Origin of the sequence: Streptomyces olivochromogenes (assembly GCF_021538895.1) — a bacterium.
Taxonomy (GTDB): Bacteria; Actinomycetota; Actinomycetes; order Streptomycetales; family Streptomycetaceae; genus Streptomyces; species Streptomyces olivochromogenes_A.
The window spans coordinates 41,981-66,780 of sequence record NZ_JADDRL010000010.1 but is presented as its reverse complement, the minus strand read 5'-3'; the positions used below and the strand labels follow the sequence as shown (position 1 = coordinate 66,780).

At 68.5% G+C, this 24,800-nt stretch carries 22 protein-coding genes and 3 pseudogenes; 16 read left to right on the top strand and 9 right to left on the bottom strand.

The genetic code is table 11. The features are described from left to right. Nucleotides 1–14: 14 nt before the first annotated feature. Nucleotides 15–440 carry a VOC family protein gene (locus IPZ69_RS07235; RefSeq protein WP_235453164.1) on the bottom strand — a complete coding sequence of 142 codons (426 nt, stop codon included), beginning with the start codon at nt 438–440 and terminating at the stop codon, nt 15–17. A 525-nt stretch (nt 441–965) separates the two neighbouring features. Here IPZ69_RS07235 and IPZ69_RS47360 point away from each other — a divergent pair. Continuing rightward, nucleotides 966–1,320: pseudogene (locus IPZ69_RS47360) on the top strand (IS630 family transposase); the annotation flags it as partial. A 115-nt stretch (nt 1,321–1,435) separates the two neighbouring features. Here IPZ69_RS47360 and IPZ69_RS07230 read toward each other — a convergent pair. From IPZ69_RS07230 to IPZ69_RS46890, 3 genes are all read right to left on the bottom strand, one after another. After that, nucleotides 1,436–2,266 (bottom strand): hypothetical protein, encoded by an 831-nt coding sequence (locus tag IPZ69_RS07230; RefSeq protein WP_235453163.1) that lies wholly within the window; start codon nt 2,264–2,266, stop codon nt 1,436–1,438. Nucleotides 2,267–2,902: 636 nt separating this feature from the next. Beyond that, complete coding sequence (locus IPZ69_RS07225) at nt 2,903–3,286, bottom strand: hypothetical protein (RefSeq protein ID WP_235453162.1); 384 nt, start codon at nt 3,284–3,286, stop codon at nt 2,903–2,905. A gap of 341 nt (nt 3,287–3,627) precedes the next feature. Beyond that, on the bottom strand, nt 3,628–3,759 hold the full coding sequence (locus IPZ69_RS46890; protein ID WP_268834319.1) for a hypothetical protein: 132 nt from the start codon (nt 3,757–3,759) through the stop codon (nt 3,628–3,630). 71 nt (nt 3,760–3,830) lie between these two features. On the opposite strand from IPZ69_RS46890, the gene IPZ69_RS07220 reads away from it, so the two are divergent. From IPZ69_RS07220 to IPZ69_RS07210, 3 genes are all read left to right on the top strand, one after another. Then, on the top strand, nt 3,831–4,112 hold the full coding sequence (locus IPZ69_RS07220) for a hypothetical protein (RefSeq protein ID WP_235453161.1): 282 nt from the start codon (nt 3,831–3,833) through the stop codon (nt 4,110–4,112). A 148-nt stretch (nt 4,113–4,260) separates the two neighbouring features. Beyond that, nucleotides 4,261–5,085, top strand: a complete 825-nt coding sequence (locus IPZ69_RS07215; protein ID WP_235453160.1) for a hypothetical protein — start codon at nt 4,261–4,263, stop codon at nt 5,083–5,085. A gap of 348 nt (nt 5,086–5,433) precedes the next feature. Next, complete coding sequence (locus IPZ69_RS07210; protein ID WP_235453159.1) at nt 5,434–6,171, top strand: amidase domain-containing protein; 738 nt, start codon at nt 5,434–5,436, stop codon at nt 6,169–6,171. Nucleotides 6,172–6,461: 290 nt separating this feature from the next. On the opposite strand, the gene IPZ69_RS07205 is transcribed toward IPZ69_RS07210, so the two are convergent. Further along, nucleotides 6,462–6,830 (bottom strand): VOC family protein, encoded by a 369-nt coding sequence (locus IPZ69_RS07205; protein WP_235453158.1) that lies wholly within the window; start codon nt 6,828–6,830, stop codon nt 6,462–6,464. A gap of 564 nt (nt 6,831–7,394) precedes the next feature. On the opposite strand from IPZ69_RS07205, the pseudogene IPZ69_RS07200 reads away from it, so the two are divergent. Further along, nucleotides 7,395–7,842, top strand: a pseudogene (locus IPZ69_RS07200) (transposase); the annotation flags it as partial. 64 nt (nt 7,843–7,906) lie between these two features. Here IPZ69_RS07200 and IPZ69_RS07195 read toward each other — a convergent pair. Continuing rightward, complete coding sequence (locus tag IPZ69_RS07195) at nt 7,907–8,647, bottom strand: class I SAM-dependent methyltransferase (protein WP_235453157.1); 741 nt, start codon at nt 8,645–8,647, stop codon at nt 7,907–7,909. A gap of 137 nt (nt 8,648–8,784) precedes the next feature. Between IPZ69_RS07195 and IPZ69_RS07190 the strand changes: the two are divergent. After that, nucleotides 8,785–9,086: pseudogene (locus IPZ69_RS07190) on the top strand (lamin tail domain-containing protein). Between the two features lie 179 nt (nt 9,087–9,265). Here IPZ69_RS07190 and IPZ69_RS07185 read toward each other — a convergent pair. Beyond that, complete coding sequence (locus IPZ69_RS07185) at nt 9,266–9,697, bottom strand: cupin domain-containing protein (RefSeq protein ID WP_235453156.1); 432 nt, start codon at nt 9,695–9,697, stop codon at nt 9,266–9,268. A gap of 1,139 nt (nt 9,698–10,836) precedes the next feature. Here IPZ69_RS07185 and IPZ69_RS07180 point away from each other — a divergent pair. The 5 genes from IPZ69_RS07180 to IPZ69_RS07160 all read left to right on the top strand — a co-directional run bounded on the left by IPZ69_RS07180 (nt 10,837) and on the right by IPZ69_RS07160 (nt 15,591). After that, on the top strand, nt 10,837–11,922 hold the full coding sequence (locus IPZ69_RS07180) for an S-(hydroxymethyl)mycothiol dehydrogenase (protein WP_235453155.1): 1,086 nt from the start codon (nt 10,837–10,839) through the stop codon (nt 11,920–11,922). Next, entirely contained in the window at nt 11,922–12,554 is a 633-nt protein-coding gene (locus IPZ69_RS07175; RefSeq protein ID WP_235453154.1) for an MBL fold metallo-hydrolase, read from the top strand. Before IPZ69_RS07180 ends, IPZ69_RS07175 begins: the two co-directional genes overlap by 1 nt. Before the next feature lie 253 nt (nt 12,555–12,807). Further along, the gene (locus IPZ69_RS07170; RefSeq protein ID WP_235453153.1) at nt 12,808–13,170 is read left to right on the top strand and encodes a bifunctional 3-phenylpropionate/cinnamic acid dioxygenase ferredoxin subunit; all 363 of its coding nucleotides are present in this window, start codon (nt 12,808–12,810) and stop codon (nt 13,168–13,170) included. After that, nucleotides 13,167–14,330, top strand: coding sequence for an NAD(P)/FAD-dependent oxidoreductase (locus tag IPZ69_RS07165; RefSeq protein WP_235453152.1), 1,164 nt, complete (start codon nt 13,167–13,169; stop codon nt 14,328–14,330). The genes IPZ69_RS07170 and IPZ69_RS07165 overlap by 4 nt, the downstream gene beginning before the upstream one ends. Nucleotides 14,331–14,460: 130 nt before the next feature. Then, nucleotides 14,461–15,591 carry an aromatic ring-hydroxylating oxygenase subunit alpha gene (locus tag IPZ69_RS07160; protein ID WP_235453151.1) on the top strand — a complete coding sequence of 377 codons (1,131 nt, stop codon included), beginning with the start codon at nt 14,461–14,463 and terminating at the stop codon, nt 15,589–15,591. A gap of 12 nt (nt 15,592–15,603) precedes the next feature. On the opposite strand, the gene IPZ69_RS07155 is transcribed toward IPZ69_RS07160, so the two are convergent. Continuing rightward, nucleotides 15,604–16,401: an IclR family transcriptional regulator gene (locus tag IPZ69_RS07155; protein WP_235453150.1), complete on the bottom strand. Its 798-nt coding sequence runs from the start codon at nt 16,399–16,401 to the stop codon at nt 15,604–15,606. A gap of 151 nt (nt 16,402–16,552) precedes the next feature. Here IPZ69_RS07155 and betA point away from each other — a divergent pair, with 151 nt between their 5' ends. Continuing rightward, the gene (gene betA, locus IPZ69_RS07150; RefSeq protein ID WP_235453149.1) at nt 16,553–18,223 is read left to right on the top strand and encodes a choline dehydrogenase; all 1,671 of its coding nucleotides are present in this window, start codon (nt 16,553–16,555) and stop codon (nt 18,221–18,223) included. A gap of 3 nt (nt 18,224–18,226) precedes the next feature. Then, nucleotides 18,227–19,063, top strand: coding sequence for a 5,10-methylenetetrahydrofolate reductase (locus IPZ69_RS07145; protein WP_235453148.1), 837 nt, complete (start codon nt 18,227–18,229; stop codon nt 19,061–19,063). 58 nt (nt 19,064–19,121) lie between these two features. Here the strand turns inward: IPZ69_RS07145 and purU are convergent, their stop codons facing one another. Next, a complete protein-coding gene (gene purU / locus IPZ69_RS07140; RefSeq protein ID WP_235453147.1) occupies nt 19,122–20,003 on the bottom strand; it encodes a formyltetrahydrofolate deformylase in 882 nt (293 codons plus the stop codon). Nucleotides 20,004–20,221: 218 nt separating this feature from the next. Between purU and IPZ69_RS07135 the strand changes: the two genes are divergently transcribed. Genes IPZ69_RS07135 through IPZ69_RS07125 form a run of 3 tightly spaced genes read left to right on the top strand, consistent with a single transcriptional unit; the run spans nt 20,222 to nt 24,800 of the window. Further along, nucleotides 20,222–21,691, top strand: a complete 1,470-nt coding sequence (locus IPZ69_RS07135) for an aldehyde dehydrogenase family protein (RefSeq protein WP_235453146.1) — start codon at nt 20,222–20,224, stop codon at nt 21,689–21,691. Between the two features lie 20 nt (nt 21,692–21,711). Continuing rightward, a complete protein-coding gene (locus IPZ69_RS07130; protein WP_235453145.1) occupies nt 21,712–22,800 on the top strand; it encodes a quaternary amine ABC transporter ATP-binding protein in 1,089 nt (362 codons plus the stop codon). Further along, on the top strand, nt 22,800–24,800 hold the full coding sequence (locus IPZ69_RS07125) for an ABC transporter permease (protein WP_235453144.1): 2,001 nt from the start codon (nt 22,800–22,802) through the stop codon (nt 24,798–24,800). The genes IPZ69_RS07130 and IPZ69_RS07125 overlap by 1 nt, the downstream gene beginning before the upstream one ends.

The following is a 24,800-nucleotide window of genomic DNA, read 5'->3' as shown; positions in this document are numbered from 1 at the left end:
CAAGGAGCCAGAACCTAGCCGATCCGTTCGGCCAGAGCGACGATGATTCCCGAGGGACCGCGGAGGTTGCAGAGTCGGTAGATGTTCTCGTACTGCGCCACCTCGCCGAGGAGTTCGGCGCCATGGCGGCGCAGGCGGGTGATCGTATCGTCGATGTCGTCGACGGCGAACATGACACGGTGCAGGCCCAGAGTGTTGGGTGGCGGGTTGAGCGGTCCGGCAGTGATCGCCGCGGGGGAGTGGAACTTCGTCAGCTCCAGCTTGCCGTGGCCGTCCGGGGTGCGCATCATCGCGATGGCGCTGCGGACCCCGTCGAGGCCGACCGTCTGGTCTGCGTAGATTCCCTCGATCTGCGCTTCGCCTTCGAGCTCCATGCCGAGCTCGGTGAAGAAGGCGATGGCAGCCTCCAGGTCGTCGACGACGATACCTACGTTGTCCATCCGCTGAATAGTCAAGGGGTGCTCCTTCTTCGTCGCGCAGTCCGTTCCGGCTACTGGTACCCCTGAGACGGAGCCGGTGCCGCATTCTCGACACCCGGAAGTGTCGATGTTTTGGGGGCTTCACCTTGCCGACGAGGCCAGCGCAAGATTGAGCCTCAAGCGATAGCCAGGCCGCGATCGGCAGGCCTCTGAGCGGGGCCGTACGACTCAAAGGATGTGAGGGATTCATCCGAAAGCGCGAATCTGCGGGGCTGTCGCACTCCTTCTTCCTCCACAAGGGTGACGGACTGTCAGTGGCGCTTACTAGCCTCCGGCCACGACGACTCGACCGCGCCTGCATGGCGCACGCTTCGGGGTGGTGACCGGTGAGCCTGACGTCCGGGCCAAGGAATCCCCGCACGCCACTGCGCCGGTTCCTCGACTGGGAACTGTCTGCCGGCGCCCGCCCATTGCGTCTGAACTTCTGTGCACGGCACCGCGATGAACGCGTGCTTCTGCCGCCGCCACGGCGTCGGCGGAGATCGCCAAGCCAAGTCCACCGACCACGACCCGCCGTTCTCCACCTGGAGCCTGACCAAGCCGGCGGACTTCCTGGTCGCCGAGAGGGTGGTCGACGAAGGAGCTGGGCCAGCCGCGCCTGCGATGCCCAGGTCGACCACCTCTACGCGATCGCCGACGGCGAGGTGGTACCCGAGGACGGCGAGCCCGAAGTGGTCTTCTGCACAGACGAGTTCGGCCCGCTCAACTTGATCCCCACTCCGGCCGACACTGGGCTGCGCGCGGTGGCAGGCACAAAGCCCCCGACCGCGGCCTCCGCCGCAAGCGCTGGGTCACCCATAACCGGTACGGCGGGGTACGACACCTGTTCGCCACCCTGGACAGCCACGCCAGCGACCGACGTCTATGCACCGTCATCGACACGGTGAACGTCACCTGATACGGCACCAGCGCATCCCCGACGCTCCGGGCCTCGTCGCGGTGCGGCCCAGCCTGCGTTAGCCCATGAACACGTCGACGAGCTGCCAGAGGGTGAGCCACAGTCCCACAGCGAGGAGACCCGCCAGCATGGGGGTCACGACGACCCCGACCACCACGTACACGAGCACCGGCTGAGGGGCGTACAGCTTGTCGGGGTGGCGTAGGTCATAGCGCACCTCGATCCTGCGCGGGTCGCGACTGACGATCTTCCCGCTGCCGACGTAGGTGCGTGCCCGGCCCTCCGGATCGGTGAACCGCCAGATCTCCTTGTGCGCGCTGTTTCGTCCTGCGAAGGTCGCGGCGACCGTGATGCCGTTACGACGGGTGGACCAGTGCTCACGCATAATGCCGCCGGCCAGCTGCAGATAGCGGCCCGCGGCAAGCAGGAGCAGCGCCCCGAAGAGTGGCAGGAGCCACTGGCCCGGCTCTCCCGTCGCCGCGACGCAAACCACGAGGGCGGCCCAGAGGACCACCGCGCACACGGCCGCCGCGACCGCTCTGGAGTGCCCTGCCAGGAACAGCCGCCACGCCGGAGCCGCAGGCGTCTCCTCACTCACTAGCTCCATACCGTCGCGAGAAGCACGCCGTTCGGGCAGCACCGAGGTCACCGCCGAGACGAAGGCCGTCACGGCCGCCGGGGAGGACCGGGTCACCACGAAGACGGTGGGATCGCCTCCGGCGCTGGTCAGTTCGATCTCGGCCGTGTCGCCCCTGGCCCCGGCCGTCCGTACCTCCTGGATCGCCTGCACCGGAATGCGCCGGTGGGTGCCGTTCTGCTCCAGCAGGACCGACCGGCCTTCGAAATGGGCCGTGGTGCCACGGCCTCGCAGGATCAGGGGGGAGATCACACCGGTATGACCACGCATGGGGCAACAAGGTTGTCCGCGGAACAGCCGTCGGTTTCGCGGACACCGGCAACGGACCGGAAGCGAAGGGGCCTTCGGGGCGCGCGCGGGTCCTCGTCGTCCCGGCGACGGACCTTGGCCGGGCTTCGGCGCCGGCGTTCCTCATATCGTGAAGTGTCCCCACGCCGGCTGCCCGGCGGAGCCGGCAGGACCTGGGTGCGGGCCGACTACCTGTCGACGTCCGCAGAGGCGAACGTTGCCTGATGCGGCACTAGCCGCATCGGTGATCGTGTCCGGCGCGCCGGCTGAAGCGGTGCCGATCGCGGCCGGGCAGGCCTGACTCTGGTCCGTAACTGGAGAGCGGCGATGGCGAGATGATGTATCCGTCGTGCACGGGACGTCAGCCGGGCCCGGCGGACCTGGCCGGGGCCGGCTGACGAGGATAGAGAAGACCGCTACGCGATGCCGGGGTCGACCTGCGTATTGAGGTCCCCGGAGGCCGCTCGCCTGTCCGCGTCATGCTGGTCGACGTGGCCGATGGCGCCGCGCGATGGATGCGCACCCCTCGATGAGTCGCACCAGGAATTGCGTGTGTGCCTGCGTGCCGTGTCGGCTTCCCACCGGAGTCCTTTGTGGTGGTCAGTAGGCGGCGACCCCCTGGACGCTGGTGCTCCCGAATATCAGCCAGAAGTTGGTGCCGTCCCTGACGTCGGTGGCCGCCAGCCCCCAAGTATTGGCATAGAGCGTGCGGAAGCCGTTGCAGTAGTAGCCGCCGCTGGACGGCGCGAAGCAGGTCTCCACCTCGGTCTGCTGGTTGACCTTGACGTTGATGTCGTTGCAGTAGGACGTGGTGTAGGTGGAGCTGTAGGGAGGCCAATGGCCGTTGGGATCGGTTCCGTTGATGGACTTGAGGTGGTCGCGGCAGTACGTGGCTGTGGCGGAGGCCGGGGCCGCGGGAACGAGCAGCACTCCGGCCGCGGCGGACGCTGCCGCGGCGAGCGCGATCATTCTTCGTGTGTTCATAGTCCTCACCTGTCATATGCAGGTCGTGGGGAGTCGGACCCGCCCAGTGTGGCGAAGGCCGGTCTGAGCGGCAATGCTTCCAACGCCCTCTCGTAGATGGTCAGTTGAGGGCACACGGAGTGGCCGGGGCGGCAACTTCGGCTTGTGCGCCGTCTCCAGGTCGTCGGGTGGTCAGGCACTCGCACCAGGCGCGCCCCGGAAGTCGCCGCCGCGCTGAACAACGGCGCGAAGTCCACAATCCGCACCGTCTGTCGGGAACCCGTTCGAGATCTTGGGGCTTGTGACGTGCACGAAGCAGTTGACGTACTTCTGAATGTCATGGCTCTTGGGAACCGAATGGTTCAGCGCCAGCTCATTCGGTAGTCCGGCTCACCGACGGCATGCTCATCGAGCGCGAAACGGTCCGTGAGCGATGCGCCCAGTACCGCTGCGCGGGCGCCTTTCACCAGTTCGTCGCGCTGAATGCTTGCCATTCCGGCGCCGCCGTCGGGGAGGCCGACCGGGCCTGCCTCGGACGGTCCTGATCAGAGACGGAGCGCAAGGTGTGCTCGGCCCCCAGATTGAGGTGCCGCAGGTGTTCGTTGCCGAATATGCGTTGGCGTTCGTTCAGCGGTACCTCGACGGTGTCTCTGCCGCGACCGCCGAACAGATCACGTACAAACTCGCCGAACACCTCGCGCGTCGATACCGCAACCCCTTGGGTTCGCGCACGCGCTGCACTGCGGCATGGACCATTCCTGTGAAACACCGGCTCAAGCAGATCCCATACCGCCCGCCCCTGGTCGACGGCTGCCTGGCCGACGGCGGTCTGGCCCTGGGCAGCTGAGGGGCACGGAGACCGGGGCCGCGCAAGCTGCATTGCCGGGACGACGATCGGGCGCCAGGCTCCGCGTCGAGCGCGTCCACCGGCCGTGGTGGTCCTTGGCGCGTCAATCCCCTCCGTTGCCGCCGGACAGGGGCGGTACCTTGCCGCCATGTGTATCTCGACCGGCGAGGCCGCGTTCTCCGGCACGATCGTGTACTGCGGGCGGCAGCACCACGACGTGTACGGCCTCATCCATGTCCTGGGCTACCAGAACACCGCCGTCAACCTGGCGGACGGGCCGAACGCCATGCTGCTGCACCTGCCCACCAGGCAGCTCACCCCTCGGCACTTCCTCTCCGCCGGGCGCACCGGCGACGTCCTGCACCGCATGGTCGCCGCCGTCGAATCCGTCGCAGCCGCAGCTGACGACATCGCGTGGATGAGCGCGGAACCCCAACCCGTCCAGGTCTTCGACCACGACGTCTACACGGTGCTCCTGGCAGAAGACCCCACCGCAGTCCCCGCCGCGCTGCGGCAGGTGCCGCCGCACCGGCGTCCCGATCTCGACCCGGACCTTCTACGCTTCTACGCCGACCACTTCCCCGACCACACCATCGCCGTGTGCTGCTTCGACAACGCCGACGCGCAAAGCGCCAAGCCACTGCTGTTGTGGTACCCGCCCCTCGACCCCGACCGGCTGACCGTGCCGGCCTTGGACAGCCACACCGGCAAGGCGCCGGACCTCGACGCCGCCGTGCCCGTGGACCACTGGGTCCTGTTCTCCACCGACCAGGCCCCCGCTGGCTGGGGCACCCCCGTCGACTACCCCGGGGACATGCGTCACCGCCTGCGCGCCTTCCTCCCCGCCGCCGTCGTGGGCCGGCGCTACGGCGAAGGGCAGGCCCTGCCCAACGGAGACTTCACCATTGGTCACAGCGACCTGCTCGCCGGCGACCTCGACCGCATCGAGCGCCTGCAACCGACCCACCGCTGAAGGGCGGGAGCGCCAGGCCATCGCACGTTCGCCGAACCCCACATCACCCGATCAAGTTCCGTAGCCGATCAGCAAGGTCAGTACCTCCACCTGGTCGGCCATTCCTCCGGCCGCCGGCTCCGCTGCGAGGCGGCGCAGTGGGCAGCGGAAGCCTCGCTCGGCGACACGCCGGGGTGGAGCTCAGGAAATGGGTGGAGGGGATTTCCTTCGGCCTACCGAGTGAGTTTTTGATCCGGACCCTGGTATGCGGTCGCTCCGCGGACAAAATCGTCGTGAGGCGCGGCAGCGTGTTGCCGCGCAACTGCACGACCGCGCGCGATACCTGTGAACTGCCGAGAGGTGACCGCCATGTCCTTCCTGGGTAAATCCCTTCACACTTTTCCCGCTGTCACCCTGGGAGTTGCACTTGTGGGGATGAGCGCCGGTCCCGTGCAAGCGGTTCCCGTCGGGCACCAGAAAACACAGAAAACCGCCCGGGCTTCCGACGAATGGCGCGAGACGGCCGTCAAGTACGCGGATGCCCACTGGAACTGGACCACATGGGACGACAGCACCCCCCGGGCGAAGGACGGCCAGGCACAGCCCTACTTCGAGTGCGCCGAGTTCGTCGCTCGCGCCCTTGCCGCGGGAGGCCTCGTCCCCGGACTGAAGCCGGGTGACCCTCAAGACTCCTACTACCACTACATGGCGCCGAACGGCAAGGAATACGATCTCCTGCTGATCTCGGACGTGATCGGCTACCGAAGTCTGTACGACTTCATCATGGACTACGATCTCGGCGCGGACGTCGGCGACGATCCCGCCAAGGCTCGGCCCGGCGACATGGTGGTCATCTTCAACTCGGACTACTCGAACAAGCTGCATACGGGTCTCGTGGCGCAAGAGGTGAAGGGCGACATGGATTCGACCGTCGACGCCCACAACAATGCGCACTACCGGCGCACGTACCAGAAATTCGACGCGGACGGACGCGCTCACGTCGTCCATATCGATCCGGGTGTGATCAAATCACAGAAGCCCGTCGTTCAGCCGCCCTCCGACCCGGATCTCATCCGATCCCACGCCAGCCACGTCCGCCCCTCCTAGCAGGCCTTCGTCGTGCGGCGTGTTCACGCCGGCAGGCACCGGTGCCCGGGCGGTGTAACCGCCGCGGCCTGCGCGAGAGGACGAAGCCGCCCGCGTCCTCGGGACCGTCAGCAGGGTGCGGCGGAACAGGATCGCCGTGTCGGAGCCCGCGAACAGCAGGGGCGCCGGCCGGGAGCCAGGTCCGCCGGTCACGCCTGTTTCGCGCGTTGCCCATCCTGACGAACACCGAGGCCACTACGGGCGATTGATCCTGCAGCTAGCTCACGATCAGCACATGCCCCGGAGCAGCGTCACTGAGTCGGGATCGGCTGGGTGAGGTTCACCGGGTTGCCGTCGGGGTCCTGGATGTGGGCGACGCGCTGGCCCCACGGCATGTCGTTGGGGCCGCTGCGGACCGAGCCGCCCAGCGCGGTCACCCGGCCGAGCGTCTCGTCGACGTCGTCGACACCGATGCTGAGCAGGATCCGCGATGCCACCACGGTCCCCGGGTTCGTCTTGGCCACCAGCCCGAGGTCGGTGTCGCCGATGCGCAAGCCGAGGTAGAAGGCCGGGCCTTCCGCCGGTATCCGGAAGATCTCCTCGGCGCCGAACAATTTCGTATAGAAGCCAAGCAGGACGTCCTGGTCGGCAGTGATGATCACTGGCTGGATGGTGGACATGGCACTCCTGTCGAGAACGGTCGTGTCGCTGGGTAGACCGTTCGAGGACGGTGAACTCATCGGCAAACCACCCCGCAAGGCGATCACTACACTCCAGACTGCCGCCCGCGACCAGTACGAGCAGCCCGAAACGGATCACACCACCCCTGCTGACCAGCCACTTCAACATGGCGCAGCCTCAATGAACCTGGTGTAGCGGACTTCTCCTACGGCAAGACGGAGATGCGCCGCCACGACCCGAAAGGTTCGCTCAGCGAGCGCGGACTGCTGTGGGCGTACCGGCTGCTCTCAGAGCACGGTCAACGGGCCTCCCGAGCCCTCTTCACTGGGCCTGCACTGTGTGCGTGCGCGGCCGGCCAGCCGCCGATTCGCACGAGGCACCTGGGGTGGCCTGCGGATGTCATGTTGCGAGGTGCTGCGGGGTGTGCGCACGAAGGCGGACCGTGTGTCCGTTTCTGCTTCCGTCTGTCACCTGTCACCTGTCACCTGTCACCTGTCCGCTGCCGCAGCGGGCGCCGTGGTGGGGGCGATGGCGCTGCCGACCTCAGCTGCGGCTGCGACGGTGGGCACGGCGGCGTCGAGGTCCGGCGCCTGGCGCTGCTGATCACGCCGGGCCAGTGGGGCGACGCCCCGCAGCTCATCCCGGTCATGGAACGCATCCGTGTCCACCGTTCGGGTGATGGGCATCCGCGCACCCGATCCGACCACCTGGGCGGCGATAAGGCGTATTCCTCCCGGCGCAACCGCCGCTACCTGCGACGTCGCCAGATCAAGCACACCATTCCCGAGCCCCGAGATCAGCCGGCCCAACGCAAAGGACGCGGCAGCAGGGGCGGACGGCCCGCCGGCTTCGACAAGACGATCTACAAACGCAGGAACGAAGTGGAGCGGACGATCAACGCGTCGAAGAACTTCCGGGCCGTGACCACACACTTCGACAAACGCGCCTACGTCTTCCACGTGGACCGTCACCCTCGCCTCGACCCGGCTCTGGCTCTGGCTCCGCCCATGATCAGCCGGACAGGCCCTCGGCCTGCCCGGTGCGGGGATGCCTTCACGTCTCGGCGCGCCGGAGCCTACGGTTTGTGGGTTACCCAGAGCAGTTCCGCCGGCCAGCGGTGTGCCCAGTCGGGTGGGTCGGTTTCGTTGTACCCGTTGGGTGTTCCGAGTTCGGGCCGCGGCTCGATGAGGTCGTCGATGATGAGACCCGCGCCGCGCAGGACCTTGACCCAGTCGCCGTAGGTGAGCTGATAGCTGGTCGCGCCGTCGCCTTCGGCGATCGTGCTCAGCCCGAAGTAGTCCTGCTGCAGCGTCGTGGTCACGCGGCTGGCGGCTTCGTCGTAGCAAGCTTCGAACCATGGGCTGGCGACGTTGAACACCAGGCGCCCGCCTCGGCTCAAGACGCGTGCGGCCTGCGGGACGGCCAGGTGCGGGGGCGCCCAGCTGAGCCCACCGAAGTCGCAGAACACCAGGTCGAAGCTGTCGGCGGCGAAGGGGAGTTGTTCGGCGGCGCCTTGCACCAGCGGGTAGCGGGCCGCTCCCATCGCGCGGGCCGCTGCCGCGAGTTGGGCTTCGGACAGGTCGAGCCTGACCACGGTGGCGCCCTCGGCGGCGAGCGCCCTGGACCACTGGCCGGCGCCGCAGCCGAGTTCGAGGACGCGCTTGCCGGTGACGTCGCCCAGGGCGTGCAGGTGCGCGTCGGGGATGGAGTACATGCCCCACAGCCGGGGTGTGGCGCCGGTTTGCGGGTCGTGCTCGTGCTGGTAGGCGCTGCTGATCCGGTTCCAGAGCCGCCGGTTGGCGGGGATGCTGTCCACGTGCCGACTCCAGCACTGCCTGCCGGGGGCGGTCAACACGATTAGGGCACTGGCCGGCCCTCGCCTCGGTCCGGCCCTGGCTCGGCCCATGATCCGTCGGACGAGCCCAAGGGCCATGACGATCGCGCCCGGGGGCGATCAGTGAGGTGCAGTACGACTCCCCGGGCCGGGACGATCGCTCCAACTGCTCGCTGAACAAGGAGTGTGCGGACCTCACCAAGACCACTCGCTGGGTGGTGAAGCTGGACGGCTGGACCTTCTCGAGCGAGGCGGGCCACACCTATATCTACCGCCACTTCCGCCTGGAGGGACGCTCGACCCCGTCCGGGTCCACACGGGTGAGGGTCGCGACAGCCGCACGGACGTGTACCAGGACCGGCGCAACCACGTCTGGAACAACGACACCGGCACCCCCCGCCACGGCGGCGTGCGTCGCTGACGCGACTGCGGGTGCCGTCAGCCGGCCACACCGGCCCGGTCCCCGCGGTGCCCGCACCACCGTTCATCGTGTCGGTGCCGCCTCCTCGTGCGCCGCCTGCCACCCTTATCCGGGGTGGCGGACCGCCTCGACCACCAGCATTCCGGACTCCGCACGCTTGTCGCTCTCGCGGGTCATTCTTAGGAGGGACGCGGGGCGCGCAGGTGCGCCCGTTCCTTCAGTTCCTCCTCGTCGACCAACGTGAGCATCGGCTGACCCGGCGCGCACACCATCGTCACCACGAATTTGGTCGCTGCGTCCGACAGGGCGTTGCCGTCCTGGTAGTGGATCACGTCACCGCCTGGTTCCCAGAACGTCCCGCCGGCCTTGACCACACGCTCCGGCTCACCCTCGAGCTCGAACCGGAGCGCGCCCTCCATCACGTAGCCGAACGACGGGCCCGAGTGGCGATGCGGAGGGAGTCCGGGGTGACCGGGAGGCCAGTCGACGAGGATGGTCATTCCCGAACCACCTTCGGGAAAGAAGGGCGGAGTGACTTCCTGCAGCAACTTGACTTCGGGCGGCAAGGAGGCCTCGTGGGCGGTCCCGTGCTCTGGGTTCTTCTCTGACATGTACTACACCTCCGTAAGCCTGCCCGGAATGGGCGATCTTGCGTCGGCCGCCGCATTCCGGACGGGTACATCGGCCCACTCGTTCGGCGGTGACCAAGTTCGCCGGTTCCCGGCTCACACATCTCGCTTCGCGATGAGGACAAGCCGTAGCCCACGTCCGTGACAGGCCGTGTGCCTTCTGCCTCGCTCACGCGGTCTTGAGACCACCCTGCCTCTCGTCGGCGGCGGCCACAATCCGGGAGTCGGCGGCATCGAGACCGCATCGCACCATGTCATCGACGGGCATCCAGCTACCTGAGGTTTTCGGTTCGGGGTGACGTCATCGCGGTGTTGTGAGCAGTCTGGTCTGAGCGATGAATCCGTCGAGCACGCTCGGCCGGTACGGCATGCGTTTGAGGCGGGTGCGGGCCAGCCCGGCGGCGGCTGGTTCGACGTCATCCCGCTGCCGGGCATCCGGGTGACACTGGTGGTCGGCGACCTCGTGTGCCACGGGTTGCACGCCCCGGTGACCATCGCCCGGTCACGGACCGCAGTGCTGAACTTCCCCGTCTCCGCACTGAACCTGCCATCGGACGAACTGCTGAGCACGTCAATGAGAGGGTGACCCGGCTGGGTAACCAGACGGCGGACTCCGACGACGACCATGCACCGCTGATCGGTGCCACCTGCCTCTACGCCATTTGAGCCCCGGTCGGCGGGCAGCGCACGCTGTCCCGGGACGGGCGCGTCGCACCGGCTGTGGTGGATGCCCGATGGTCTGAACGAGGAACGCGGACGGGACATCGACGAGTGCTTGGAGATGATGCGTTCGGTCGTCGCCGGGGCGGGCCGGATGCCGGAAAGGTGATCTGGGTCGAGCAGAGCCTCGACCGCACCCGGCAACCGGACGTGACGGCACTGATGGGCGAGATGGCCTGGTGAGCGGATGGGGGGGTGCGGCCTGGCGGTAGGCCGCAGGGCACCGCGCGCGCCCCGGCCCAGGGTGCGTGCTGGCGTGGTCCGGCTTCCTGAGCGGTGTGCTGTGCGCCGACGCCTTGACCCTCGGTCGGCGCTCCACGATGCTTTGTTGCGGCACATGAGATGTGTGCCGTAATGAGAAACGCTCGACATCAGACCCGGACACCAGTCGAGGAGTGGCCATGACGCACCAGGTCCGTGCAGTCGTCGCGCGGGAGCAGGGCGCCCCCGTCAGCCTGGAAACGATCATCGTGCCGGACCCCGGTCCGGGTGAGGCGCTGGTGAAGGTCGAGGCCTGCGGGGTGTGCCACACCGATCTGCACTATCGCGAGGGTGGCATCAACGACGACTTCCCCTTCCTGCTGGGCCACGAGGCCGCGGGCGTGGTGGAGGCGGTGGGGGAGGGTGTCACCGACGTCGCCCCGGGTGACTTCGTCATCCTCAACTGGCGTGCCGTGTGCGGGCAGTGCCGGGCCTGTCTGCGTGGACGGCCGTGGTACTGCTTCGACACCCACAACGCGAAGCAGAAGATGACCCTGCTCGACGGGACCGAGTTGTCCCCGGCGCTGGGCATCGGCGCGTTCGCGGAGAAGACGCTGGTGGCGGCGGGGCAGTGCACCAAGGTCGACCGGGCCGCGTCGCCGGCCGCCGCCGGACTGCTGGGGTGCGGGGTGATGGCGGGCATCGGCGCCGCCATCAACACCGGTAACGTCGGGCGCGGCGACACTGTGGCCGTCATCGGCTGCGGTGGTGTCGGGGACGCGGCGGTCGTCGGGGCGAACCTGGCGGGCGCGGCGAAGATCATCGCTGTGGACCTCGACGACCGGAAGCTGGCCACCGCCGTGAAACTGGGCGCGACCCATACCGTCAACTCCCAGCAGACTGATCCAGTCGAGGCGATCCGTGAACTGACCGCCGGCTTCGGCGCCGATGTCGTCATCGAGGCGGTCGGCCGCCCGGAGACGTACAAGCAGGCCTTCTATGCCCGCGACCTGGCCGGCACGGTCGTCCTGGTCGGTGTGCCGACTCCCGAGATGAAGCTCGAACTGCCGCTGCTGGACGTGTTCGGCCGAGGTGGCGCGCTCAAGTCCTCCTGGTACGGGGACTGCCTGCCCTCTCGTGACTTCCCGATGCTCATCGACCTCCATCTGCAGGGCCGCCTGCCGTTGGACGCGTTCGTCACGGAGACCATCGCGCTGGACGAGGTGGAGAAGGCGTTCGAGCGGATGCACGCCGGCGACGTCCTGCGCTCGGTGGTGGTGTTCTGATGACATCCGCCCGCATTGAACGCCTCGTCACTTCGGGGACGTTCTCCCTGGACGGCGGCACCTGGGACGTCGACAACAACGTGTGGATCATCGGCGACGACCGCGAGGCCGTCGTCGTCGACGCCGCGCACGACGCCGAGGCCATCGCCGAGGCGCTCGGCGGGCGCAGCCTGCGAGCCATTGTGTGCACCCACGCCCACAACGACCATATCGACGCCGCGCCGGCACTCGCGGCACGCACCCGTGCCCCGATCCTGCTCCATGGCGACGACCTGCCACTGTGGAAGCAGACTCACCCCGACCGGAAGCCCGACGGCGAACTGGCCGACGGCCAGGTGCTCGCGGTGGCGGGTGTCGAGCTGACCGTGTTGCACACGCCCGGCCACGCACCCGGCGCGGTCTGCCTGTACGCACCGGGTCTCACCGCGCTCTTCAGCGGTGACACGCTCTTCGCGGGCGGGCCGGGGGCGACGGGAAGGTCGTACAGCGACTTCCCCACCATCGTCGACTCGATCCGGCACCGTCTGCTCACGCTGCCGGGTGACACCGTCGTCCACACCGGACACGGGGCTACGACCACCATTGCCGCCGAGGCGCCGCATCTTCAGGAGTGGATCGACCGGGGCTTCTGACCGTCCGGCAGGCGCGGGGCAGTTCACGCCCGTCTCCTCGTCCCTTGTGGGGCGGGGAGACGGGCTGCCTTCATGTGCCCTGCAGTGGTCGGATTTCTCTTTCGTTCTGTTCCCTATCGCGCACAGCGTTGCGCAGAGGGGAACGGAAACGTCGGGGTGTCTCGGCTCGGGAACGCCTTGACAAGGGTTCTGGGCGACTTCAGACTGATGTTGCGCTTACTGCAATCCGTTTCGCTATACGCACCGAGGTGTCATGATGATTCCCGCGTGCCGTCTCGTGGATCTTCCGCGAGGCGAGGCTTTCCGGCTCGACATCGATCCGCCGGTCTCGGTGTTCCACACCGACGATGGCGAGGTCTTCGCCATCGACGACACCTGCACCCATCAGGACGCCTCGCTCGCCGACGGCTGGCTGGAGGGCTGCGAGGTGGAATGCCCGCTGCATGCCTCGAAGTTCGACCTGAGGACCGGCGCCGTCGACGCCCCGCCGGCCAAGCTCCCGGTCCGGACGCACGAGGTCGTGGTCGAGGACGGCATGATCTACGTCCGTGTGTCCACGGAGGCGCCCAACCTGCCGCCCTGCATCGCTTCCCGGCTCGCCGGGGGGCCCGCGTGAGGACCGTGGCCGTGGTGGGCGCCTCGCTGGCCGGTTTGTCGGCGGCGCGGTCGCTGCGGAAGCAGGGCTACGACGGGCGGCTGGTCGTCATCGGCGACGAGTGGCACCGCCCGTACGACAGGCCGCCACTGTCCAAGGAGTTCTTGGCCGGCACCGTCGGCGAAGCGGACCTGGCCCTGGAGACGGACGAAGAGGACCTGGGGGCGGAGTGGCTGCTCGGCACCCGCGCCACCGGACTCGACCGCACCGACCGCGCCGTCCGGCTCGCCGGTGGACGCGAGTTGCGCGCCGACGGCATCGTCATCGCGACCGGCGCTGCCGCACGCACCCTGCCGGGCAGCGAGGGCCTCGCCGGAGTGCACCTGCTGCGCACCCTCGACGACGCCCGCGCCTTGCGCGACGAACTGGCCCTGGGTGGACGGCTGGTCGTGATCGGCGGCGGATTCATCGGCGCCGAAGTCGCCTCCACCGCGTACACCCTCGGACTCGACGTGACGGTCGTCGAGGTGGCCCCGACGCCGCTCGCCGGACCGCTGGGCGAGGCGATGGGCGGCATCGTCTCCGGCCTGCACGCGGACCACGGTGTACGGCTGTTGTGCGGTGTCGGCGTCAAGGGGCTGAGTGGGGAGACCCGGGTGGACGCCGTCCTGCTGGCGGACGGACGCAGCCTCGCCGCCGACATCGTGGTCGTCGGTGTCGGCGCGAGCCCGTGTGTCGAGTGGCTGGAAGGCTCCGGCGTCGCGCTCGACAACGGCGTCAAGTGCGGCGCCGACGGCCGCACCAGCCTGGCCGGCGTGGTCGCGGTCGGCGACTGTGCCAACTGGTACGACCCCCGGGTCGGCGCCCACCGCAGGGTCGAACACTGGACCGGTGCGCGGGAGCGTCCCGACGCCGCCGTCGCCACGCTGCTGGCGGGCGGTGCCGCGCAGCCGGGTGTGCCCCGGCCGCCGTACTTCTGGTCGGATCAGTACGGCGTGAAGATCCAGTTCGCCGGCCACGCGGCCGGCGCCGACAGTGTGACCGTCGAGGCCGGTGCGGCGGACGACCGCGACGTCCTGGCCGTCTACCGGCGAGGCGGTCAGCCGGTGGCCGTGCTCGGGATGAATCAGCCGCGGCTGTTCACCCGCTGGCGCAAGCAGCTCGCCGCCGCCATGTCTTGACAGCACTCATGCGGCATCCCATGCTGCGGTTGCCTATGGCGCGCAGTGTTGCTGAGTACACAACGCCGTCCGGAGTCGATCTTCCCGGCGCGTGAATGACCCCTCCACGACGTTTCCCGAGGAGTGCACCGTGACCTCGACCAGCCTGCCGGACAGCCTGATCGCCACCCTCCCCGGCTCCTCCTACACGGATCCCGGGATCTTCGCCCAGGAGCAGGAGCGCATATTCGAGACCATGTGGTTCTGCGTCGCGCGCGCCTCCGAACTGGCGAAGCCCGGGGCCTTCCGCACCGTCGACGTGGGCCGCGAGAGCATCCTGGTCACGCGTGCCAGGGACAACTCCGTCCGCGCCTACTTCAACGTCTGCCGGCACCGCGGGGCCAAGCTCTGCACGGAGGAGAGCGGCGAGGTCAAGCGGGCCTTCCAGTGCCCGTACCACGCCTGGACATATGACCTGAACGGCAAGCTGGTCGCCGCGCCCAACCTCACGAAGATGCCGGACGTCGGCCGTACCGAGTACGGCCTGGTGAGCGTGGCCACCCGCGAATGGCTCGGCTACGTCTGGGTCTGCCTCGCCGAGAACCCGCCCTCCTTCGAGGAGGACGTCGTAGGCGAAGTCGTGGGCCGTCTCGGCGACGTGGAATCGATCGAGCGCTACGACATCGACAACCTCTCGGTGGGCAAGCGGATCGTCTACGACGTCAAGGCGAACTGGAAGCTCATCATCGAGAACTTCATGGAGTGCTACCACTGCGCCACGATCCACCCCGAACTCACCGAGGTGCTCCCCGAGTTCGCCGACGGCTATGCCGCCCAGTACTACGTCGGTCACGGCGCCGAGTTCGGTGAGGAGGTCCAGGGCTTCACCGTCGACGGTTCCGAGGGCCTGGACCGCATCCCCGGGGTGTCCGAGGGCCAGGACCGCCGCTACTACGCGATCACCGTCAAGCCGCAGGTCTTCATCAACCTCGTCCCCGACCACGTGATCTTCCACCGGATGTACCCGGTGGCAGTCGACCGCACGATCGTCGAGTGCGACTGGCTCTACCTCCCGCACGTCGTCGACAGCGGCAAGGACGTCAGCCGGTCCGTGGAACTCTTCGACCGGGTCAACCGCCAGGACTTCGACGCGTGCGAGCGCACCCAGCCCGGAATGAGCTCCCGGATGTACGCCAAGGGCGGCGTCCTCGTCCCCAGCGAGCACCACATCGGGGCCTTCCACGACTGGGTGAACGAGCGCCTGGGCGTCCGTCCGCAGTAGACGAGGCGTCGGTCAGCCCAGGTAGCCCATCCGGTGGCTGATCTCCTCCGCGCCCTTGAGCAGGACCGGGGAGAGCTCGTGCAGACGCTCCTCGGTGAAGCGGTACGAGGGCCCGGAGGCGCTGAGCGCCGCGATGACCTGGCCGTCCCGGTCGCGGATCGGCGCGGCCATCGCGTGCAGACCGATCTCCAGCTCCTCCACGGTCCACGCGTAGCCGCGCTCCCGGGCCTCGGCGAGGTTCTTCTCCAGCTTCGCCTTCGTGGTGATGGTGTGCGGGGTGACCTTCTTCAGGCCGGCCTCGGACAGCAGCGCGGCGCGCTCCTTGGTGGGCAGGTGCGCCAGCAGGATCTTGCCGCTGGACGTGGCGTGCAGTGGGGTCAGCTCCCCGACCCAGTTGTGCGCGGCGACGGCCGCCGGGCCGCGCACCTGGTAGAGATTGATCGCGTAGTGCTCCTGCATGACGGCGATGTTGACGGTCTCGCCGATCTCCTCGGCGAGCCGCTCGCACACCGGGCGGCCCTGCTGGGTGATGTCGAGGCGTCCCGTGACGGCGCCGGCCAGGCGTACGATGCCGAAGCCGAGACGGTACTTTCCGCGCTCGCCCGCCTGCTCCACCAGGCCGCGCGCCTCCAGGGCGCCGAGCAGCCGGAACGCGGTGGACTTGTGGACGTCGATCTCGGCGGCCACCTCGCTGACGCCGGCCTCGCCGCGCTGGGCCAGGATCTCGAGGACGCTGATGGCTCGGTCGACCGACTGTACGCCGCCGGCCTGCGAATTTGACGTTTCGGTGTCTTGGCTGTGGTTGCTCACAACGAAACTATACGCGTAGTAAACAACGCAGGTGCAAGTAACCGGGCTGAAATGAAGGCCTTGCAAGTTGCGTGGCTCGCAACCTGGTGCGTATAGCGCTACCGGTACTAGCATGCCTCGCGTATCTACGGCGCGAGCGAGACGAGGCACCATGGCTCCCCTGCAATACGACTTCGTCATCGTCGGCGGCGGTTCGGCCGGCAGCGCACTGGCGAACAGGCTCTCCGCAGATCCGGCGAACCGGGTGCTGGTCCTGGAGGCCGGCCGGTCCGACTACCCGTGGGACGTCTTCATCCACATGCCCGCGGCGCTGACCTATCCGATCGGCAGCCGCTTCTACGACTGGAAGTACGAGTCCGAGCCCGAGCCCCACATGGGCGGCCGGCGCGTCTACCACGCGCGCGGCAAGGTGCTGGGCGGCTCCAGCAGCATCAACGGCATGATCTTCCAGCGCGGCAACCCCATGGACTACGAGCGCTGGGCGGCCGATCCGGGCATGGAGAGCTGGGACTATGCGCACTGTCTGCCGTACTTCCGGCGGATGGAGAACTGTCTGGCCGCCGACCCGGACGACGAGTTCCGTGGCCATGACGGGCCCCTCGTGCTGGAACGCGGCCCCGCGACCAACCCGCTCTTCGGTGCCTTCCTCAAGGCCACCGAGGAGGCGGGCTACGCCCCCACGGACGACGTCAACGGCTACCGGCAGGAGGGTTTCGCCAAGTTCGACCGCAATGTCCACCGTGGACGCCGGCTCTCGGCCTCCAAGGCGTACCTCAAGCCCGCGATGAAGCGGCCCAACCTCACGGTCAGGACCCGCGCCCTCGTCACCCGCGTCCTGTTCGAGGGCAAGCGCGCCGTCGGGGTCGAGTACCAGCGCGGCCGCGGCGAGCTCCAGCAGGTCCGCGCCAAGGAGGTCATTCTCTGCGGCGGGGCGATCAACTCCCCGCAGCTGCTGCAGCTCTCCGGCGTCGGCAACGCCGAGGAGCTGAGCGCCCTCGGCATCGACGTCGTCCACGACCTCCCGGGCGTCGGCGAGAACATGCAGGACCACCTGGAGGTGTACGTCCAGTACGCCTGCAAGCAGCCGGTGTCCATGCAGCCGTACATGGCGAAGTGGCGCGCCCCCTTCATCGGGCTGCAGTGGCTGTTCCGCAAGGGCCCGGCCGCCACCAACCACTTCGAAGCCGGTGGCTTCGCCCGCAGCAACGAGCAGGTGGACTATCCCAACCTGATGTTCCACTTCCTGCCCGTCGCGGTCCGCTACGACGGCTCCTCGCCGGCCGGCGGCCACGGTTACCAGGTGCACGTCGGGCCCATGTACTCCGACGCCATCGGCTCGGTGAAGATCAAGAGCAGGGATCCGCGCGAGCACCCGGCGCTGCGCTTCAACTACCTCTCCACCGAGCAGGACCGCCGCGAATGGGTCGAGGCGATCCGCGTCGCCCGCAAGCTCCTGAACCAGCCCGCGCTCGCCCCGTACAACGCCGGGGAGGTCTCGCCCGGTCCCGTGGTGGAGACGGACGAGGAGATCCTCGACTGGGTCGCGAAGGAGGGCGAGACCGCCCTGCACCCGTCCTGCACCTGCAAGATGGGGACCGACGAGATGGCCGTCGTCGACCCGGCCAGCATGCGCGTGCACGGGCTGGAGGGCCTGCGCGTGGTGGACGCCTCCGTCATGCCCTATGTCACCAACGGCAACATCTACGCACCGGTGATGATGATCGCCGAGAAGGCCGCCGACCTGATCCTGGGCAAGGAGCCGCAGGCGCCGTCGAAGGCCGCGTACTACCGCCACCGTGACGCCCAGAAGCAGGCCGGGTAGACCTTGGGTGCCGTAGGGCTGCGGCCGCTGCTGGACAGCGTCCGCTACGAGGTGCTGCCCGCGAAGGCGACCGAGGACAAGGTCCTCGCCCATGTCCCGCGCGACATCGTCGTCACCGTGACGGCGTCGCCGGTGAAGGGTCTGGAACCGACCCTCGATCTGGCCGGCCGGCTCGCGGCGCACGGCTACCGCATCGTCCCGCACGTGCCCGCGCGGCTGCTGCGGGACGACGCGCACCTGAAGGAGGTCGTCGACCGGCTCCGTGCGGCGGGCGTGGACGACGTCTTCGTCCCGGCGGGCGACGCCGACCCGCAGGCCGGGGCCTACGACGGCGCCCTGCCGGTGCTGCGCAGGCTGACCGAGCTGGGCCGGCCCTTCACCCACGTCGGGGTCACCGGCTATCCCGAGAGCCATCCGCTCATCCACGACGACATCACCATCCAGGCCATGTGGGACAAGCGCGAGCACGCCACGTACATCGTGAGCAACCTCTGCTTCGACCCGCGCGTACTGGGGGAATGGGTCGCTCGGATCCGGCGCCGGGACGTCACCCTGCCCGTCCACCTGGGCGTCGCGGGGCCCGTGCAGCGGGCGAAGCTGCTGGCGATGGCGACGAAGATCGGTGTGGGGGAGTCGACGCGCTTCCTGACCAAGCACGCCTCGTGGTTCCTGCGGTTCGCGGCGCCCGGGGGGTACTCACCGGACAGGCTGCTGGGGAGCTGCGGGGAGGCCCTCACCGCGCCCTCGGCGGGAGTGGCGGGGCTGCACCTGTTCACCTTCAACCAGATCGCCGAGACCGAGCGATGGCGCCGCGCGCTGCTGGACCGACTGGGCGGCTGAAGGCCGTATACGACCGCGGGCGGGCTGGAGATCCAGCCCGCCCGCCGAGTCGTGTCGCTCAGCGGAAGACCACCGTGCGGTTGCCGTCCACCATGACGCGGCTCTCGCTGTGCCACTTCACCGCATGTGCGAGTACCTGCGCCTCCACGTCCCGGCCGACCGTGACCAGCTCCCCGGGGTCGAGCGAATGGTCCACCCGGACCACGTCCTGCTCGATGATCTGCCCTTCGTCCAGGTCGGGCGTCACGTAGTGCGCCGTCGCGCCGACGAGCTTCACCCCGCGGTCGTAGGCCTGCTCGTAGGGGCGTGCGCCCTTGAAACTGGGCAGGAAGGAGTGGTGGATGTTGATGGCGCGGCCTTCGAGCTGCTTGCACAGGTCGTCGGAGAGGATCTGCATGTACCGGGCGAGCACCACCAGGTCGACGTCCAGCTCGCGCGTCAGCTCCAGCAGCCGTGCCTCGGCCTCGGCCTTGGTGTCCCTGGTGACCGGGATGTGGTGGAAGGGGATGCCGTAGGTTTCCGCCAGTCCCTCGAAGTCCCGGTGGTTGGAGACGATCGCGGGGATCTCGATGTTGAGGGAACCCGTGTGCCGGCGGAAGAGCAGGTCGTTCAGGCAGTGGCCGAACTTCGAGACCATGATCAGCGTCCGGGTCGGGGTGGCGGCGTCCCGCAGGGTCCAGGAGATGCGATAGGCCTCCGCCACGGGGCCGAACCGGTAACGCAGGGTTTTCAGATCGACGGTGGGGTCGGAAACGTCGAAGTGGACCCTCATGAAGAAACGGTCCTGGAGCCGATCGTCGAACTGCTGGCTCTCCTGGATGTTTCCGGAGTTCCGGACGAGGAAGCCGCTCACGGCGTGGACCAGTCCCGCGCTGTCGGGACACGAGAGGGTGAGGACGTACTCACGGCCAGGTTGCGGTCGGGGGAAGTTAGGGGACACGTCGGCCTCCGTCGGTGCGTATTGCACAACTGGGTGAGCGATACGCAACATGGTCGGCGCGGCGCACGCTTCCGGTCAAGGGCGGCCGGGCAAGTGCTCACATGGCGAAATCGTCATCGGCCAACCTCTTGACGTATGTCTACACATTCGCGAGTGTGTTCCACCACAAGCAATTGGGTGCACGATGCGCAACGCATTTCAGCTGAAGGGCTTGGCGCGTGGCAGACCTGTATGTGGATGGAGAATGGCGGCATCCGGTGGCCGGAGACCTCCGGGAAATCCGCTGTCCCGCTGACGGCACGCTCTCCGCGACCGTGTCGGAGGGGACACGTCCCGATGCCGAGGCGGCGATCGCCGCGGCCCGCCGCGCCTTCGACGAGGGCCCCTGGCCGCGCACCCCCGAACGCGAGCGCGGCGCGCTGCTGCTGCGTACCGCCGACCTCATCGAGCGCGACGCCAAGGAGTTCGCCCGCGCCGAGTCGCTGGACACCGGCAAGCGGCTGGTGGAGAGCGAGTACGACATCGCCGACGTCGTCTCCTGCTTCCGCTACTACGGCGGACTCGCCGGCACGGACGCCGGCCGCGTGATCGACACCGGCCGCGACGAAGCCGTCAGCCGCGTCGTGTACGAGCCGATCGGCGTGTGCGGTCTGATCACCCCCTGGAACTACCCGCTGCTCCAGGCGTCCTGGAAGGTCGCGCCCGCCCTGCTCGCGGGCAACACGATCGTCCTCAAGCCCAGTGAGCTCACCCCCTCCACCTCGATCCTGCTGATGAAGGCACTTGAGGAGGCCGGGCTCCCGGCCGGCGCCGCCAACCTCGTCCTCGGCACCGGGCCCGAGGTGGGCGCACCGCTCTCCGAGGACCCGGCCGTCGACATGGTCTCCTTCACCGGTGGCCTGGAGACCGGCAAGCGGATCATGGCCACCGCCGCCTCGACGGTGAAGAAGGTGGCGCTGGAGCTCGGCGGCAAGAACCCGAACGTCGTGTTCGCGGACGCCGACTTCGAGACGGCCGTGGACTTCGCGCTCACGGCCGTCTTCCTGCACTCGGGGCAGGTCTGCTCGGCGGGTGCCCGGCTGATCGTCGAGGACTCGCTGCACGACCGGTTCGTCGACGAGGTCGTCCGCCGCGCGCGGCAGATCCGTCTGGGCGGCCCCTTCGACTCCGAGGCCGAGACCGGAGCGTTGATCTCCGCCCAGCACCTGGAGAAGGTCGAGGCGTACGTCGCCGCGGGCCTCGCCGAGGGCGCCGTGCTGCGCTGCGGCGGCGAACGGCCCGGCGATCCTGACCTCGCGAACGGCCACTACTACCCGCCGACCGTCCTCGACGAATGCCGGCAGGACATGCACGTGGTGCACGAGGAGTCCTTCGGACCCGTGCTCACCGTGGAGCGCTTCACCGACGAGGACGATGCCGTACGCATCGCCAACGACACCGAGTACGGACTCGCCGGGGCCGTGTGGACGCAGGACGCCGGAAAGGCTCAGCGAGTCGCCCGGCGGCTGCGGCACGGCACGGTGTGGATCAACGACTACCACCCCTATGTGCCGCAGGCGGAATGGGGTGGCTTCGGGCACTCGGGCGTGGGCCGGGAGCTGGGACCGACCGGCCTGGACGAGTACCGAGAGCCCAAGCACATCTGGCAGAACATCCAACCCCGGCCGCAGCACTGGTTCCGCGGCTGAACGCCGAAAAGAGGTCGATCGTGACCCCCACACAGACCGAGGTGCCGCAGCGGCGCGGCACACCCCAGGACTCGGACGGCTCTCCGGTCATTTCCGTGCGCAATCTGTGGAAGGTGTTCGGGCCGAAGGCCGACCGGGTACCGGGATCGCAGGAGCTGTGTGGCCTCACCCGCCGCGAGCTCATGGACCGCACGGGATGCACCGCCGCCGTACGTGACGCGAGCTTCGACGTCGCGCCGGGCGAGGTCTTCGTCGTCATGGGGCTGTCCGGCTCCGGCAAGTCCACGCTGGTGCGATGTCTGACCCGGCTGATCGAACCCACTGCCGGGGAGGTCGTCTTCGAGGGCCAGGACATCCGCGAGGCCGACGCCAAGCGCCTGCGCGACCTGCGCCGCAGCAAGTTCTCCATGGTCTTCCAGCACTTCGGGCTGCTGCCGCACCGCCGGGTGGTGGACAACGTGGCCTTCGGCCTGGAGATCCGCGGGATGAGCAAGGCCGAACGCACCAAGCGGGCCTTGGAGGTTGTCGAACTGGTCGGCCTCGCCGGATACGAGAACTCCTACCCCGACCAGCTCTCCGGCGGTATGCAGCAGCGCGTCGGTCTCGCCCGCGCGCTCGCCGGTGACCCGGACGTGCTCTTCTTCGACGAGCCGTTCTCGGCGCTGGACCCGCTGATCCGCCGCGACATGCAGAACGAGGTCATCCGGCTGCACCACGAGGTCGGTAAGACGATGGTGTTCATCACCCACGACCTCTCCGAGGCGCTCAAGCTGGGCGACCGCATCCTGATCATGCGCGACGGCAAGACGGTCCAGTGCGGCACCGGCGATGAACTGGTCGGCGCCCCCGCCGACGACTACGTACGCGAGTTCGTCAAGGACGTGCCGCGCGGCGACGTCCTCACCCTGCGGTGGATCATGCGCCCGCCGGAGGACGGCGACGCCCTGGACGGCCCCGAGTTGGGCCCGGACGTCGTGGTGCGGGAAGCCACCCGGGCCGTCCTCGCGGCCGAGAAGCCGGTCAAGGTCGTCGAGGACGGCAAGCTGCTCGGCATCGTCGGTGACGAGGAGATCCTCGCGGTGGTCGCCGGACAGGAAGGCGACATGTGATGACCGTCGCCATGGAGAAACCGGAGCAGACACAGACGGCGGAGCCGATCGCTCCCGCGGTCCGCGTGCGCAGGATCAGCCGGGCCATGGTGGTGGCCGCGATCCTGGTCCTGTGGCTGGTGCTCTTCGCCGTGCTGCGCGGAAAGCAGACCCTGTCCCTGGCCGCGGCGGACCTCACCGGTCTGCACCGCTGGCTCAATGATGTCAACGACTCCATCGGTGCCGACCGCAACTCCAACCCGCTCTTCCTGTACTTCTTCAACGAGATCCGGCTGATCATCGACAACCTGGTCACCTTCATCCAGGACCTGATCTCCCAGCCGTCCGACACCCGGCCGGTCCCGCAGATCGGCTGGCTGGGAGTCGTCGGCCTCACCGGATACGTCTCGTGGGCGGCGGGCAACTGGCGGGTGGCGCTGCTGGCCGTGGCCGGCTTCACCTTCTTCGGGCTGCAGGGCCTGTGGCAGGAGAGCATGGACACCCTGGCCCTCACCCTCTCCGCGGTCGTCGTGGCGCTGCTGTTCGCCATCCCGCTGGGTGTGTGGGCGGGACTGTCCGACCGGGTCAACCGGATCATGACGCCCGTCCTGGACTTCATGCAGACGATGCCGACGTTCGTCTACCTGGCGCCGCTGACGCTGTTCTTCCTCATCGGCGGTGCCTCGGCCGTGATCGCCACCGTCATCTACGCGGCCCCGCCGGCGATTCGCATCACCGCGCACGCCATCCGTTCCGTACCCGAGACGACGGTGGAGGCGGCCGACTCATTGGGCGCGACGCGCCGTCAGTCGTTGCTCAAGGTCCTGCTGCCGATGTCCAAGCGGACCGTGGTGATGGGCGTCAACCAGACCATCATGGCCGCCCTGGCGATGGTGACGATCGCGGCCCTGATCGACGCGCCCGGCCTCGGCAAGACCGTGCTGCAGGCCCTGCAGTCGCTCGACGTCGGTACGGCCTTCAACGCGGGCCTGGCCATCGTGGTCATGGCCATCGTCCTGGACCGGGTCACGACCGCGGCGAGCGCCCGCGAGGAGGCGGCCCGGCGTTCGAGGAACCGTTTCCCGAAGTGGCGCCGGCCGCTGCTGGGGGCGGGGGCGGCGGTCACGGCGGTACTGGTCTACATGTCGCACACCTATGTGTGGGCCGCCGAGTTCCCCGGCGACGGCGGCATGGGCAGCTCCATCGCCGGCGGGGCCGACGACGTCACCACCTGGCTGCAGGACAATCTGTCCGGCCTGACGAACGCCTTCCGCGACACGATCACCAACGGCCTGCTCAATCCCTTCCAGTCGCTGCTCACCGACTCCCCGTGGTGGCTCGTGGGCGCGGTCCTGATCGGACTCGGTGTGGTGCTCGGCGGCTGGCGCGCCGGGATCACCACCGTCGTGTGCCTGGGCCTGCTTCTCGGCACGGGGCTGTGGTCGGACGCCATGACGACGCTGGCGTCGACCGTCGTCGCGACCGTGCTGGTGATGGTGCTCGGTGTCGTCTTCGGGGTGTGGATGGGGCGCAGCATGCTCGTGGACCGGGTGCTGCGGCCCAGCCTGGACGCGGCACAGGTCATGCCGCCGTTCGTCTATCTCGTGCCGTTCCTCGCACTGTTCGGCGCGACCCGCTTCACCGCCATCGTCGCCGCGATCGTCTACGCGGCGCCGGTCGCCATGAAGATCATCGCGGACGGGGTTCGGGCCGTGCCCGAGACCACCGTCGAGGCGGCCACCTCCGCCGGGTGCAACACCTGGCAGATCATCACCAAGGTTCAACTGCCGATGTCACGCAGTGCCCTGACGCTCGCGACCAACCAGGGCCTGATCTACGTGCTGTCGATGGTTGTTGTGGGCGGCCTGGTAGGCGCGGGCGCCCTCGGCTACGACGTCGTGGCCGGATTCTCGCAGGGAGAGCTGTACGGCAAGGGGCTGGCGGCGGGACTCGCCATCGTACTGCTCGGAGTCATGTTCGACCGGATCACTCAGGCAGCGGCGCGACGCGCGAGCGCTTAA